The 13,004-nt window shown below is 33.6% G+C and carries 17 protein-coding genes; all 17 read right to left on the bottom strand.

The features are described 5' to 3' along the window. Positions 1-2: 2 nt before the first annotated feature. The 17 genes from X928_RS09700 to X928_RS09620 all read right to left on the bottom strand — a co-directional run bounded on the left by X928_RS09700 (position 3) and on the right by X928_RS09620 (position 12,918). Positions 3-704, bottom strand: coding sequence for a hypothetical protein (locus X928_RS09700; RefSeq protein WP_103079563.1), 702 nt, complete (start codon positions 702-704; stop codon positions 3-5). Continuing rightward, a complete protein-coding gene (locus tag X928_RS09695) occupies positions 683-1,180 on the bottom strand; it encodes a hypothetical protein (protein WP_103079562.1) in 498 nt (165 codons plus the stop codon). Before X928_RS09695 ends, X928_RS09700 begins: the two co-directional genes overlap by 22 nt. A gap of 302 nt (positions 1,181-1,482) precedes the next feature. Continuing rightward, the gene (locus X928_RS09690) at positions 1,483-1,788 is read right to left on the bottom strand and encodes a hypothetical protein (RefSeq protein WP_103079561.1); all 306 of its coding nucleotides are present in this window, start codon (positions 1,786-1,788) and stop codon (positions 1,483-1,485) included. A gap of 2 nt (positions 1,789-1,790) precedes the next feature. Continuing rightward, positions 1,791-2,486 (bottom strand): sigma-70 family RNA polymerase sigma factor, encoded by a 696-nt coding sequence (locus tag X928_RS09685; protein WP_103079560.1) that lies wholly within the window; start codon positions 2,484-2,486, stop codon positions 1,791-1,793. A 12-nt stretch (positions 2,487-2,498) separates the two neighbouring features. After that, a complete protein-coding gene (cheD, locus tag X928_RS09680; RefSeq protein ID WP_103079559.1) occupies positions 2,499-2,996 on the bottom strand; it encodes a chemoreceptor glutamine deamidase/glutamate methylesterase CheD in 498 nt (165 codons plus the stop codon). Then, positions 2,989-3,621, bottom strand: coding sequence for a CheY-P phosphatase CheC (gene cheC / locus X928_RS09675; protein ID WP_103079558.1), 633 nt, complete (start codon positions 3,619-3,621; stop codon positions 2,989-2,991). Before cheC ends, cheD begins: the two co-directional genes overlap by 8 nt. A 41-nt stretch (positions 3,622-3,662) precedes the next feature. After that, positions 3,663-4,361: a flagellar brake protein gene (locus tag X928_RS09670; RefSeq protein WP_103079557.1), complete on the bottom strand. Its 699-nt coding sequence runs from the start codon at positions 4,359-4,361 to the stop codon at positions 3,663-3,665. A gap of 195 nt (positions 4,362-4,556) precedes the next feature. Continuing rightward, complete coding sequence (locus X928_RS09665; protein WP_103079556.1) at positions 4,557-5,411, bottom strand: P-loop NTPase; 855 nt, start codon at positions 5,409-5,411, stop codon at positions 4,557-4,559. Next, entirely contained in the window at positions 5,408-6,724 is a 1,317-nt protein-coding gene (gene flhF, locus X928_RS09660) for a flagellar biosynthesis GTPase FlhF (RefSeq protein WP_103079555.1), read from the bottom strand. The genes X928_RS09665 and flhF overlap by 4 nt, the downstream gene beginning before the upstream one ends. Beyond that, positions 6,714-8,843 carry a flagellar biosynthesis protein FlhA gene (gene flhA, locus X928_RS09655; protein ID WP_103079554.1) on the bottom strand — a complete coding sequence of 710 codons (2,130 nt, stop codon included), beginning with the start codon at positions 8,841-8,843 and terminating at the stop codon, positions 6,714-6,716. Before flhA ends, flhF begins: the two co-directional genes overlap by 11 nt. An 18-nt stretch (positions 8,844-8,861) precedes the next feature. Further along, on the bottom strand, positions 8,862-9,995 hold the full coding sequence (flhB, locus tag X928_RS09650) for a flagellar biosynthesis protein FlhB (RefSeq protein ID WP_245857229.1): 1,134 nt from the start codon (positions 9,993-9,995) through the stop codon (positions 8,862-8,864). Further along, positions 9,917-10,687, bottom strand: a complete 771-nt coding sequence (fliR, locus tag X928_RS09645; RefSeq protein WP_169926383.1) for a flagellar biosynthetic protein FliR — start codon at positions 10,685-10,687, stop codon at positions 9,917-9,919. The genes flhB and fliR overlap by 79 nt, the downstream gene beginning before the upstream one ends. A gap of 2 nt (positions 10,688-10,689) precedes the next feature. Beyond that, on the bottom strand, positions 10,690-10,956 hold the full coding sequence (gene fliQ / locus X928_RS09640) for a flagellar biosynthesis protein FliQ (RefSeq protein ID WP_103079552.1): 267 nt from the start codon (positions 10,954-10,956) through the stop codon (positions 10,690-10,692). Positions 10,957-10,960: 4 nt separating this feature from the next. Continuing rightward, positions 10,961-11,728 (bottom strand): flagellar type III secretion system pore protein FliP, encoded by a 768-nt coding sequence (fliP, locus tag X928_RS09635; protein ID WP_169926386.1) that lies wholly within the window; start codon positions 11,726-11,728, stop codon positions 10,961-10,963. Further along, positions 11,716-12,099 (bottom strand): flagellar biosynthetic protein FliO, encoded by a 384-nt coding sequence (locus X928_RS09630; protein ID WP_103079550.1) that lies wholly within the window; start codon positions 12,097-12,099, stop codon positions 11,716-11,718. The genes fliP and X928_RS09630 overlap by 13 nt, the downstream gene beginning before the upstream one ends. Before the next feature lie 5 nt (positions 12,100-12,104). After that, positions 12,105-12,464, bottom strand: a complete 360-nt coding sequence (cheY, locus tag X928_RS09625; RefSeq protein ID WP_103079549.1) for a chemotaxis protein CheY — start codon at positions 12,462-12,464, stop codon at positions 12,105-12,107. A 28-nt stretch (positions 12,465-12,492) separates the two neighbouring features. After that, the gene (locus X928_RS09620; protein ID WP_103079548.1) at positions 12,493-12,918 is read right to left on the bottom strand and encodes a chemotaxis protein CheW; all 426 of its coding nucleotides are present in this window, start codon (positions 12,916-12,918) and stop codon (positions 12,493-12,495) included. Between the last annotated feature and the right edge of the window lie 86 nt (positions 12,919-13,004).

Genomic DNA, 13,004 nt, shown 5'->3' with positions numbered 1-13,004 from the left:
CATTACCTCCTGATAAACTTCAAATACTTCTTATTGTTCTCAGAATCAAAAAAAACGGCACAATCAAAGTAGTCAGTAATGTCTGCTTTATTATTTTTGAGAAAACATATTAATTTTTCACCTTTCCAATAGTAATTTATCTCTTCTGCTATGGGAACTTTAACATAAAAACCTAGGAACGATAGTTTTATCTTTTGTAATTTTTTTGATGATGCAATCTCCTGTGCCAACTGTAGAATGTATTCCTTCGAAACGGGTCTTTTTAAAACTTTTCTAATTGGTTTGACTACTATTTTTTGAGTCACACTTTCTTTAATATTAAATTCTATCATTTTTGTCGTATTTAGAATTGTATTCGTTGACATTGGCACGTTTATTAAACTAACCCCTATCTTAATTTCACTATCCCTTATATTTATACCAGACAAAGAAGAACTTTTAATTATATTAATCTTAATAAAATCCAAATTAATTATTTTTTTTGGTAAAAGTTGGTCTGTTTCTTCAATAAAGGTAATTCCCCCTTCAGCCCAAGGGAGTTCTTTTATCTTTACTAATTCATTTATATCAATGGTCTTTATTTTAAGGTTTTGAGTTTTTGAGGATAGAAGTTGATACTTTATACTCTGGAAAGATACGAAATTTATATGAATATCTAAAGAAAGGTTAGCTTGGTTGATAGTTATTTTTCTTTGGAAGAACATATATACACCAAAGCCTCTTTTAAGCGAGTGAATGGTTCAAAGATATCAAAAATTTCTATATAGGATTTGAGTTTCTTCAATGTAAGTGAATCCAACAGTTTCGAAGAGTAGAATCTTAAGCTCGTATTTTGATTTATAGGTATTATACCTTCTTTTTCTTTAACCTCAAAGCCTTTACCACTGGATACTTCCATTATATACATTATAACTTTGTCAATATCAATATAATTTATTAGATCACTATCATCCGTTAGTATTAAGTCTACATCGTGAGGGGAGTATAATTCTTCGTTACTTAATATTTGAAAGGCTAAATAATTTTTTAGGTTTGATCCATAAATTATTTTTTGGATTTTGGAAGGTTTTATTGGTTCCGTGTATTTAAAGGAAACAGGGATTCCATTTTCATTGAGAATCAATAATCCTCCTGAAAAGAGTTCATCTTCTGATTTATATATTGTAAAATAACCTAACATAAATTTTTATTTCTCCTTCCATACCTGGACGTTAAGGGGTAAACCCCTTAAGATCCCCAAGTTCAAAATCATTTAAAAACATAGTTTGCACACTACGGCAAACAGAGCTCCGCCCTTTGACCCTTTTAAAAACAGACTCTTCTTTTGGAAACTTAATTGTTTATAGGATTTTCCTGTAAGCTGCGCTTAGTCTTTATTAGCGCCCCTTCGCCCCGCCGCCCACCCATATGGAAAGGGCCTGTCGCCCTTAGACCGCCAGGTAGGAGGGCTTTACCCCGCTCCCCACCCATAAGGATAGATACTTATAACCTTAAATCCAAAAGTTTACCTCTGTATTCATCTACCACATGCCTCTTTACAGTACCTTTGTTTTCATTACTTAAAGACCTCTGAGAGGAAATCCCAGTGGATGATTTATTATCAACATTTTTCTTTTCAACTTGGTCTTTATTTTTTATCCTTTTTTGTAGGTTTTGAGAATATTCACTCGCTTGTTTAACTAGTAACATATTTTTGGCTGCATCGTAAGAATGAGATATTGCTTGAACATTATTTGCTACATCTATAGATTTGGTTACCAATATTTGTAATTCGTGAAGTGAAGCCATATTTATTCACTTCCTTGAATCATTTTTTTTAATTTAACCAATATTGCTGAATGCAACTGAGAAACCCTCGATTCGCTTATTTCCAACACACTTCCTATTTCTTTAAAGGTTAATCCTTCGTTGTAATATAGAGAAAGTATAAGTTTTTCTCTTTCTTTTAATTTGTCGATGCTTTCTTTTAATTTGTCATGTAAGATATCTTTATAAGCAAGAATTTCAGGATCGTTTTCTTCTTGTATATCTTCAAGCCAGTTATCTTCTTCGTTGTTTAAAAAGTATTCATCCAACTGAAGAATCTGCCTTTTACTCAAGGAGAACTTTATCTTGTCAACATCATGCTTTTCAATATGAAGTTTTTCTGCCACTGAATTATCGTCTATGTACTCATTATCTTTACATTCATAAATTAAATCTTCGTACTTTTTTACTAAACTCCTTATCTCTTTTGGAAGCCAATCTATCCTCCTTAGATAATCATACATAGAACCTTTTATCCTTTTTAGTGCATAGGTGTAAAAAGAAGAGCCTTTCTCCGGGTTGTATCTCTTATATGATTGAAGTAATCCTATAATCCCCTCCTGAATCAAATCCTCCACGTCTATATTTTTAGGTAAAGTGGTTTTTAAATTCAAAGCTATAATCTTTATTTTAGGCAAAAATTCCATTACCAACTGTTCTTCATTAATCTTGTATTTCATTTATTTGCCACCTTAAATTACTGTGATTTCTACCTTTTCTCCTCCGCCAACCTTCTTAACCTTTAGATCCCCATTTGCAATGTTAAATTCAACACTCCTAGCTCTGTTCCCTCCTGTATCTTCAGCGATTATTTTTATATCGTTTTCTTTTAAAATCTTTCTAACCGCTTCAACATTCTTACTCCCTACATTCAAAGAATTATTTGAGTTTTTAAACATCGCTGCCCCTCCTACTATCTTGGCTTCAACGTATTTAAGGTTTCCACCTAAATCTACAATTCCATCTATTATCGCTTTTATGCCTGTGTCTGCATATTTACCGATCTTTTCATCCTTTATGCTGCTTCTGCTTTCTGGAAGCATTATGTGGACTAACCCCCCGATGAGGTTTTTTTTATCTCGTAAACATACAGCCACACAGGAACCTAACCCTAATGTGACTAAAATAGTTGGATTTTTATCTACTATGTATTCTCCGATGCCTATTATTTTTTTCTTGCTCTCAGTCATTATTCGTCCCCATTCCTAAGGTTTTTAGTAATTTTCTTATATTTTTTTCGTCTGATAAATATATTAAGAAGCCTTTTACGTTTCCTTCATACTCTTCGATGCTTATATCTGTTCTAATTAGGATTACAAAATCGCTACCTTCAGTAACCATAAGAGAAGATTCAGAAACTATGGCTGTTAACATATCCACGGTAATTTTTGGGGGCAAGGAATGTATGTTCAAACCTGTGAAATTTGAAATGGCAGATATGTAAGAGCTACACATAATATTGCCAACTTCTCCAATGGCCGAAGATGTCATTTCATCAATTTGGGTTAAGTCTTCAGGTCTGGGAAGCATTAGCAGTTCTAAGATTTTTTTTGTTTCTTGGGTTCCAAGCAGAAATAAAATAGCGCCATGAAGTTCTCCACCAATTTCTACCATAGACCCCGCTGTTACGTCTTCAGGATCACTAAACTCTTTCCATAATTCTGAAATAGGTATGATTTCAGTGGAGGGAACCGTGATATCAATTTTCTTGTTCAACATCGTTGAAATAGCTGTCGCTGCATTCCCCGCACCTATGTTTCCTAATTCCTTCAATGCATCCAATTTTTGTTCGTTGATTTCATCATAGATTGACATTAAACTTCCCCCTTTTTAAACAAAAACCGTCAAAGATTACATCAAATCTTTTTATATGACTCACGCTCTAATTTGAAAACAAACCTCACCAGCTCTTCTTCTTTTTCTCTTGTTAAGTTTAAAAACTTAATTCCATAAATGTATTCTCCACTTGTAGTTTTTTCAATGAACCTAACAACCTCTGATTCCATATCTTCGAGTTTGATCTCATTTTTTAAAGATAAATTTATTGTTATCTTTTGTCCGATATCCAACTTTTTGGAGGTAACCATAGCCAATCCTCCTGCACTGAAATCTTTAGTTATAAACCGGTATTTGGTAGGTTGAACGTTTTCCTCGCTTTTACTATTTTCTTGTTCCTCTTTGAGATAAAAGGTACCCTCTTCAGAAACAGGGATTCTGGCGTGTTGCCTTCTTTGTATTCTAACAATTGTTTCAGGAATGTTTATTATAAGGTATCTTATATTTTCTTCTTTTCCACTGCTATAAACTTTGCTTTTAAATAAATAAACAGCCCTTGAAGAATATGCTCTTACTTTTAGATTTGTACCTTGAAAAATTTTCAGATAAGCCCCTTTAAAAATAGGCATTCCAATTTTAGCTAGATTACTGTTGAAGTCATATTCGTAAAGGATACTTTTATAAATTCCTTGAATTCCTTTTTCTTGAATCTCTAAATCCAAGGGCATATTAGTGTATAAAACATTCTTTGAGCTTACTTTTTCGACAAAATCAGACATCTTAAACTCCTTTTCTTAATACTATCTTTTAGTGCCCTTTCACCCTGCAGCCCACCCTTCTAAGGAAGGGACCTGCGGTCCCCATAGACAGAGGGGGGGAGGGCTACGCCCTGTGACCCTTTAAAAACCTAAAACTAATTTCTGAAAATCTGTTTATTTCTAAAACTTTGTGTCAACGGCCCTTCACCCCGAATATCAATGGTCTTTTCCAAACATCTCTTTCAGTCTCTGTGCAAAATTGCTATGGGAAGAGGTTTTGATATTCAATATATTGGAGGTTATCTTTTTTATATCTTTCGAAAATCTACTGTTTTCTTTCAATGAAATTAAAGGTATCTGCCTCTTAACACTCATATGAACGTTTTCATCGTAAGAAATTTCATGAAAATTATTAATTTCTCTGTTTAAAAACCTTTTTGCGGTTCTACTTAAGACGGATTTAACCATCTCCACTTCGTTTTTATTTTTGATCATGTTAAGAATTATCTCTATTTCCCCATCTACATTCAAAACCGATAAAGCTTTCAGCAAGGTGTAGGCGTTAACTACCGCTGTTGGTTCTGGGACGGTTATTAGAAATATCGTATCCGAATTTAGGTAAAAATTATTGAGTTTTTCAGAATAACCTGCACCTACATCTATTATAAAAAAATCCACTTCTTTCAACAAATTTAAAAATTCATCCATTATCGAATCATTAAAATTATTTTGAAAGATCTTCCAATCTGTAAAATCAAAACCGCTGCTTATTATCTTAACACCAAACTCGGTATCTTGAACGCACTCATTGAAGGTGACATTACCCCTCATATATTCGCTCAAGGTGATTTTCACAGTGTTTCCCATCAGAATAGAAGCGTTTGCGAAACCAGCATCCGAATCAAATAAAAGTATTCTTTTACCGTGTGTGGCCAAATCAGCAGCTATATTCACTGATAATACCGACTTACCAACTCCACCCTTTCCGCTTACAACTGTTATAATTTTTGTTTGTGTGTTTGAAAATTCTTCCCTTAAACCAGCTGCTTGGTCTCGATATATATGGCTCATTTAAATACCTCCTCCACTGCTGCATGGATTAACCATTCTTTAGAAGGAAACTTCAAATCTTCCGGAACTCTTTGACCGTTAGTTATTCCCAACAAAGGTAATCTAGAATATTCGAGGAAAGAAAATAATTGCCCAAATGATGAGGTTTCGTCCATCTTTGTAAAAATTAATGCGTTGGGTTTAAGATAAGAAAAATTATCGTAAATATGTATCATATCTTCACAATTGGTGTTGGAAGATACCAACATTATATTGTAATCAGGCTCTACTACATCTTTGAACACTTTGAGTTCACCCATCTGTAAATTGTTCTTATGGCTTCTTCCGGCTGTGTCTATTAGAATTACATCAAAATCCAGAAGTGATTCCAAAGCAATTTTTAGATCAGAAGGGGTATAACAAATATGAAGCGAAATACCTAGTATATCTGCATAAGTTTTTAGCTGATCTGTTGCAGCTATTCTGTACGTGTCGATTGTAATTATTGCAATTTTTTTATTCATTTTTTTTAAGTTAGCGGCTATTTTGGCCAAAGTTGTCGTTTTTCCCACGCCTGTGGGACCTATAAACATAACTTTATCCTTTGTATCGCCAAAATTTAAAATTTCTAAGCTTTGATAAAGCTTTTTTTCTAACCTGGTTCTTATAATTTCTTGATTTTTCCAATTTTCTTCTACTTTTAAATCGTTCAATTGATTTAAAAAGGATTCAGTAAAAGTTCTTGAATACGATTTTTCGTACAACTTATCCTTTATATCTTGAAGATATAGATTGTTCGCTTCCATTTTTTTATTCAACTTTTCAACCATTTTCATCAACTCTTCTAATTTCAAACTATCTTTGATGTCATTTTCTGAAGGTTCCTTTTCATTGTATTGATGGTAAAATGCTTCTGCACTTTTGTCTATCTTAGAGGATATTTCCCTACTCGTTTTTATAAACTCTGTTAAATCATCTTTCGAATGTTTGTCGCCGGATTCTTTTTCGATGTTTAAATACGATGGTTTTGATATCTTTTGTTCTTTTTCTTTTTTTCTATAAAATTCGGGTGTATTCCTTTTTATTAGGTCATTTAATGTATAGGTATTATCAGATTCTTGTGGGTGTTTTTTTGATTTTTGAGGATTGTATTGAGAATTTTTGTTCTCTTCACTCAAAACAGTTACTTCAATATATTTTTCTCCACCGATTCCAAAAAAACCGCCTTTTTTCACTTTTTTTGTGTCTATAATATAAGCATCTTCTCCAAATTCTCTTCTTATCTTTTCCATCGCTTCAGAAATTGTCTTAACAGTAAGTTTTTTAATTTGCATCGGATCTCTCACCTTCTATTTCCACTATTTCGTTCACGTTGAGAGAAGTATCTGAAGGTGTCTCTTCGTAGGCTATAATACTGATGTTTTGAATAAATTTCAATATAAATCTGGCAAAAGGATATCTTATGTTTTTAGAACAAATTAATATAGGGTTAAACCCTTTCATCATCATACTTTCCAAAGATTTAGATATCCTTTGGACCAAAATATTTGAATATTCTGGTTCGAGTATTATAACCCTTCCCGAATCGGATTCCCTTATCGATTCAGATAATTTTTTCTCTATGGATGGATCCAATGCGGTAACGTGTAATTCTCCATCGTCAGACTTTAAATTTTCCGCTATTTGCCTACCTAAAGACCTTCTAACATACTCTACTAAGTTCTCAATATTGTTTCCATATTTATCAACTGCCTCTATCAAACTCTCAAAAATTAAGGGCAGATTTCTTATTGAAATCCTTTCATACAATAGCTCACTTAAAACTTTTTTTAGTTCATGTATTTTTAACATTGTTGGAATAAGGGTATCTACAAGATTGGCATAATTAACTCTCAATCCATCTATTAATATTTCTATTTCTTTGGTTCCAATAATTTCGTGAGCATATTTTTTAATGGTTTCAGAAAGATGGGTGGCGAAAACGCTGGGTGCATCAACAGTTGTATAGCCTTTTTCTATAGCCTCCTCTTTTAAACTTTCATCTATCCAGAAGGCTTCCAAACCGAAAGCAGGTTCTTTTGTTTTTATTCCAGGTAATTCTTCAGAAGCCATGCCTGAGTTTATAGCAAGAAGCCTATCGGGGATCAATTCGAATCTACCAACTTCAACACCTCTCAATTTAATGACGTATTCGTTCGAACTTAAAAGAACGCTGTCCCTTATTCGAATGGGAGAGATAACTATACCCAATTCATAGGCTAATTGTTTTCGAACAACGGTTATCCTATCTAATAGGTCTCCACCTTGATCTGGATCAGCTAAAGGAATCAATCCATATCCAATGTCTACTTCAATTGTATCTCCTTGTAAGACTTCTGAAACTTCTTCTGGAGTTGTTAGGGGTGGTGCAAAACCGCCAGAAACACCCTTTTTTTCACCTTTTGGTGCGGTTGAGGCTCCCATTCCTCCCCCGCTCGAACCCGTTGTTTCATATGCTAACTGGCCTTCACTCACTCTATTCGCGTAAGCTACAAAAAGTAAACCTCCTCCTAAGATCAACGATGGAAAAATTGGAATAGGTGTCAACATACCTAAAAATATTATTATTCCACCGGCTATATTCAAAACCCTTGTGTCAGAAGTAAGTTGTCTTATTAAATCTACCCCAAAATTATCTTTTGAAGCGGCTCTTGATACTATCATACCTGCAGAGGTTGAAATTAACAACGCAGGAATTTGAGCAACGAGTCCATCACCAACGGTAAGTAAAGCAAATACTTCCGCTGCCTCTGCGATCGTCAGTCCCTGCTGTAACATCCCAATTATTAAACCTCCAACTAAATTTATCAGAGTTATTATTAAACCGGCAATCGCATCCCCTCTCACAAATTTACTAGCTCCATCCATCGCTCCATAAAAGTCGGCTTCTCTTCGTATGTCTTCTCTTCTTTGCCTGGCTTCTTCTTCGTTAATCAATCCGGAAGACATGTCAGCATCTATACTCATTTGTTTGCCAGGCATGGCATCCAAAGTAAACCTTGCGGCTACTTCCGATATTCTTTCTGTTCCTTTAGTTATTACAAGAAATTGTATTATAACAAGGATCAAAAAGATAATGATTCCCACAATATAATTTCCACCAACAACAAAGTCTCCGAAGGCCCTAATCACTTTTCCTTCGAAATTTTTACCGTTTAAGAGTATCAAACGAGTAGACGAAACGTTCAAGGCTAACCTAAAGATGGTCATAACCAATAACAAAGATGGAAAAATAGAAATATCCAAAGCCCTTTGCAAATATAAGGTAGCCAATAAGATTATTATCGAAACGATTATGTTCAATAGTTGCAAAAAGTCTAGCAAAAAGGTAGGAATAGGTATAACCATTAACACAACTATTCCCACGATAAGTATGGAAATTACTACATCTAACCCTTTTATTTTAAAATTCATCGCTAACCCCCCAATGAATTAATAACTGAGTTTGTAGACATAAGCTAATACCTCTGCAACTAAGGTGTATAGATGTTCTGGTATCTCTTCGTTTAAGTCAACTTTCTCATAAATTTCCCTTGCCAAAGCAGGTCTTTCTAAGATTGGGATTCCATGTTTAAAAGCAATATCTCTTATCTTAAAGGCGACTTCATCTTTTCCTTTTGCTACAACTATCGGGGCCTGCATTTCTTCCGGTTTGTACTCTATCGCAATGGCATAATGAGTAGGATTGGTAACAACAACGTCCGCTTCAGGGACTTTTTGCATCATCCTACTTCTTGCTAAATTTCTCATCAATTCTCTTTGTCTTTGTTTAATTTCTGGGTTCCCTTCTATTTCCTTTCGTTCTTGTTTGACCTCATACTTGCTCATTTTTAGCTCTTTTTTATATTCATACCTCTGGTACCAAAAATCAAACAAACTGAGAAGAAGTAAGGCTATTCCTAATTGAAACAGTATATTAATAACTAAATCAAAAATCACATTAAAAGAAAAAGCAGTTTCTTCCCCTGCCAAAGAGAGTATCTTATACCAATTGGCTTTTATTATATTATAGGTTAACAATCCTAATATGGTTAATTTTAATAGAGCTTTTACAAGTTCCATTACAGATCTTAAAGAAAATAGCCTTTTGAATCCTTTAATGGGGTTTATTTTGCTCAGATCCAATTTTAAAGATTTAAAAGTGAACAAAAATTTGGTTTGAATCATTCCCAAAAGGATAGAAACCACAACGGCAACAACAAAAAACAGTATCAATTTGATGTATAAGTTCATATGTGCGTTAATCTCATAGCCCAGCAAATTTGTTGGTGAAAAATCTAAATCTAAAGATAAATAATCGTAAAATACCTTAAAAATATCTTTAAGTAATGGCTCAAATATTACCCACAAAAAAAGCGAAATTGATAAAAAACTTACCGCCATATTGAATTCGTTCGATTGGGGAATGTTTCCCTCTTCTCGAGCTTTTTCTAATCGCCTTGGCGTGGGGTCTTCAGTTTTATCTGGATCCGCAAAAAGTTGAAGGTTTATTGAAATAAAAGAATCATCGATTCTTTTATCCATTCTATCAGTTGAAAGAATAGAGTTGTAAATTGATCTTCCCAAATCAATATCACCCCTAAAAAAAGTAAAAATCCTACCAGTATTTGTAGTGGGATACCCACCATAAAAACATTAACCTGAGGGATCAATCTAGAAACTATTCCCAAAGCAACCTTCATAAGGATCATAAATGCAATCAATGGCATCGAAAGCTGAAGGCCTATAGTGAATACATCGAATAATTTTTGAGAAAAAACCATAAATCCATCAGGCGCTAGAGTAAAAACAACAGGAACCTTGTTGAAGGAATCTATAATTATTGAGTATAAAATTAATGGTCCCTTAAGGATAAAAAAAAGCAACATGCTGAACAAAAATGAAAGTTCCGAAACTAAAGAGATTTCATCGCTAGTTACAGGATCGAAAACATTCGCCATCGCAAAACCTATTTGTATACCTATTGTTTCCCCAGCAAATTGAAAGGCATAAAACAAAGTATTAGCTATTAATCCTACACTGCTCCCAAAAAGAAAATTCATCAACAAATAGAAAATTATTGCTAAAGGTGTTGAATTTATGGGGAAAGTGCTGTTAACCTCAAATAGCACCAAATAAGAAATAAAGAGTGTTATAAAAACTTTTACATGAACGGGAACAAAACGAGTACTAAAAAAAGGGATAAAAAAAGTAATTCCAGCCAACCTAGCAAAGATGAAAAAATAAACCCATAGATGGTATGTGAGATTTTCCAACACCACTAAATCATTCCCAAATAATAAGTGAATAACTCGAATGAAAAATCTGATAAGTTTTGCATTATCCAAGAGAACATAAAAACCAACGCAAGAAAAGTTATTATAATTTTAGGTGCAAATGTCAGCGTCTGTTCGTGAAGCTGTGTAACGGCTTGGAATATACTGATAATCAACCCCACCGCCACACTTATTATTAGGATTGGAGAGATTACTTTTAGAAAAAGAAGTATACCGTTTTCAAAAATCCCTATTAGTACCTCTTCACTCATTACATCATCCTCCCACAAAACTCCTTACTAATCCACCAATTAAGAGATCCCATCCGTTTACCATCACAAAAATCATTATTTTAAAAGGTAAAGAAATCAGAATTGGAGGTATCATGATCATACCCATTGATAATAGAATACTTGCTACCACCATATCCACTATTATAAAAGGCAAATAGAGTAATATACTCATTTTAAATGCGATTTCTAATTCGCTTATTGCAAATGCGGGTACAAGAATTTGAAAAGGAGTTTCTTCGATATTATCTATCTCTATATTCATTGAAGATGAAAGCATATAGATATCGTCTTCATTTTTATGGGCCACAATCTCTGAAATCATGAAATCTTTGAATTGTTGCCAGCTAATTTGTATTGCTTCTTGATAGTCAATCTCATTTTGATTGTAAGGAATAATTGCTTCTTGATACACCCCATTAAAAACAGGAAACATTATCATTATGGTTAAAAAAAGGGCCAAAGCCAACATTACTTGATTTGGAGGAGCCTGTCTGGTGCCCATAGCCTGTCTCAAAAAGCTTAACACAACAACTATTCTTGTAAATGAAGTAAATAACATTAAAAACCCTGGGGCTAATGACAAAACGGTTACGATTAAAAGTATTGTCAACGTCGGCGTTAAAGTATTAACTTCTTCATTTGGGTTTATTTGTATATCTACCCCTGGGAGTTGAATAGTATTTTGAGAAAAAAGTTGATTAAAAGATAGTATAAAAAAAACCAGGATTATTATTACCTTTACTTTTTTAATTTTTCCTCTTCCCTTCCCCTTGGAATTTTATCTTTTTTCAATATATTTGAAAAGGTTTCAAGAAATTTAGGGTGTTCATTCATAATTTCCTGAACCTCTTCTTCTTCTAATTTTCTTATTATTTCACTGGAGTTGGAAGTAGCCAAAATAATGTAATATTCTTTAAAAACTTTCAATACTCCAACGTATAAATTCCTATCTAGATAATATTTTTTTACCATCTTCACTTCTTTGCTTTTAGGACCCTTTTTTAATGTTTTAGCCAGTATATAATAAAATACCACAAGAAGTATGATGAGTAAAATTATGGCTACGAACCAAAATGACACATTAACTAAATTACTAGTCGGAGTTGCATAGTTAGTGGGCATTTAAACTACTCCAATTTTTGTAAGGCTTCTATAACCCTATTAGGTTGAAATGGTTTCACAATAAAATCTTTTGCACCAGCTTGAATGGACTCTATAACCATAGCTTGTTGCCCCATAGCACTGCAAACTATAATCTTAGCGTTCGGCTCTATTTTCATAATCTCTTTTGTAGCTTGAATACCATCTTTGACGGGCATAGTTATATCCATCGTGACAAAATTTGGTTTCAGTTCTTGATACTTTTCTACCGCTTCTTGACCGTTGCTAGCTTCTCCGATTACTTCATAATTTGCTTTTGTTAATATGTCTTTTAACATCATTCTCATAAAAGCTGCATCATCTACTATTAAGACAGTTTTAGCCATTGAAACACCTCCGAAGACTTTAAAATTTTTACTTTTTTAATTCGGCCTCTAAGATACTTTCTAAATCAAGATATACTATCAATCTGTTTTCTACCTTTATAACCCCTTTAACTTTATCCGAGTAAACAGATTCTTTTGAGTGGAATTTTTCCAACTTGTTGGGATCGATGGAAAGAACGTTTTCGACTTCATCCACATACATTCCTATCTCCTCTTCGTTTATTTTTAACACAAGGATATTTTCATAAACGTGGTCATCCGCAACTTCAATCCCTAAAATTTTAGTTAATTCGATAACGGGAACTATTCTTCCTCTTAAATTAATCAAACCAACTACGAAGTATTTTGAATTCGGTACGGGTGTTACGTCAGCCTTATCTACAACACTTTCTATATTCTCTATTGGCAAAGCATATTCTTGATCCACAATTTTGAAAGAAAGTACGTCTTCCATCTTATATTTCCCCCTCTTTTACAACTATTTATAACACTTTCGAAAATATAAAACTTGCTTTTGCGCCCCTTCGCCCCGCTCCCCAC

The organism is Petrotoga miotherma DSM 10691 (genome assembly GCF_002895605.1).
Lineage (GTDB): Bacteria > Thermotogota > Thermotogae > Petrotogales > Petrotogaceae > Petrotoga > Petrotoga miotherma.
This window is presented reverse-complemented; position numbering and strand designations above follow the sequence as displayed.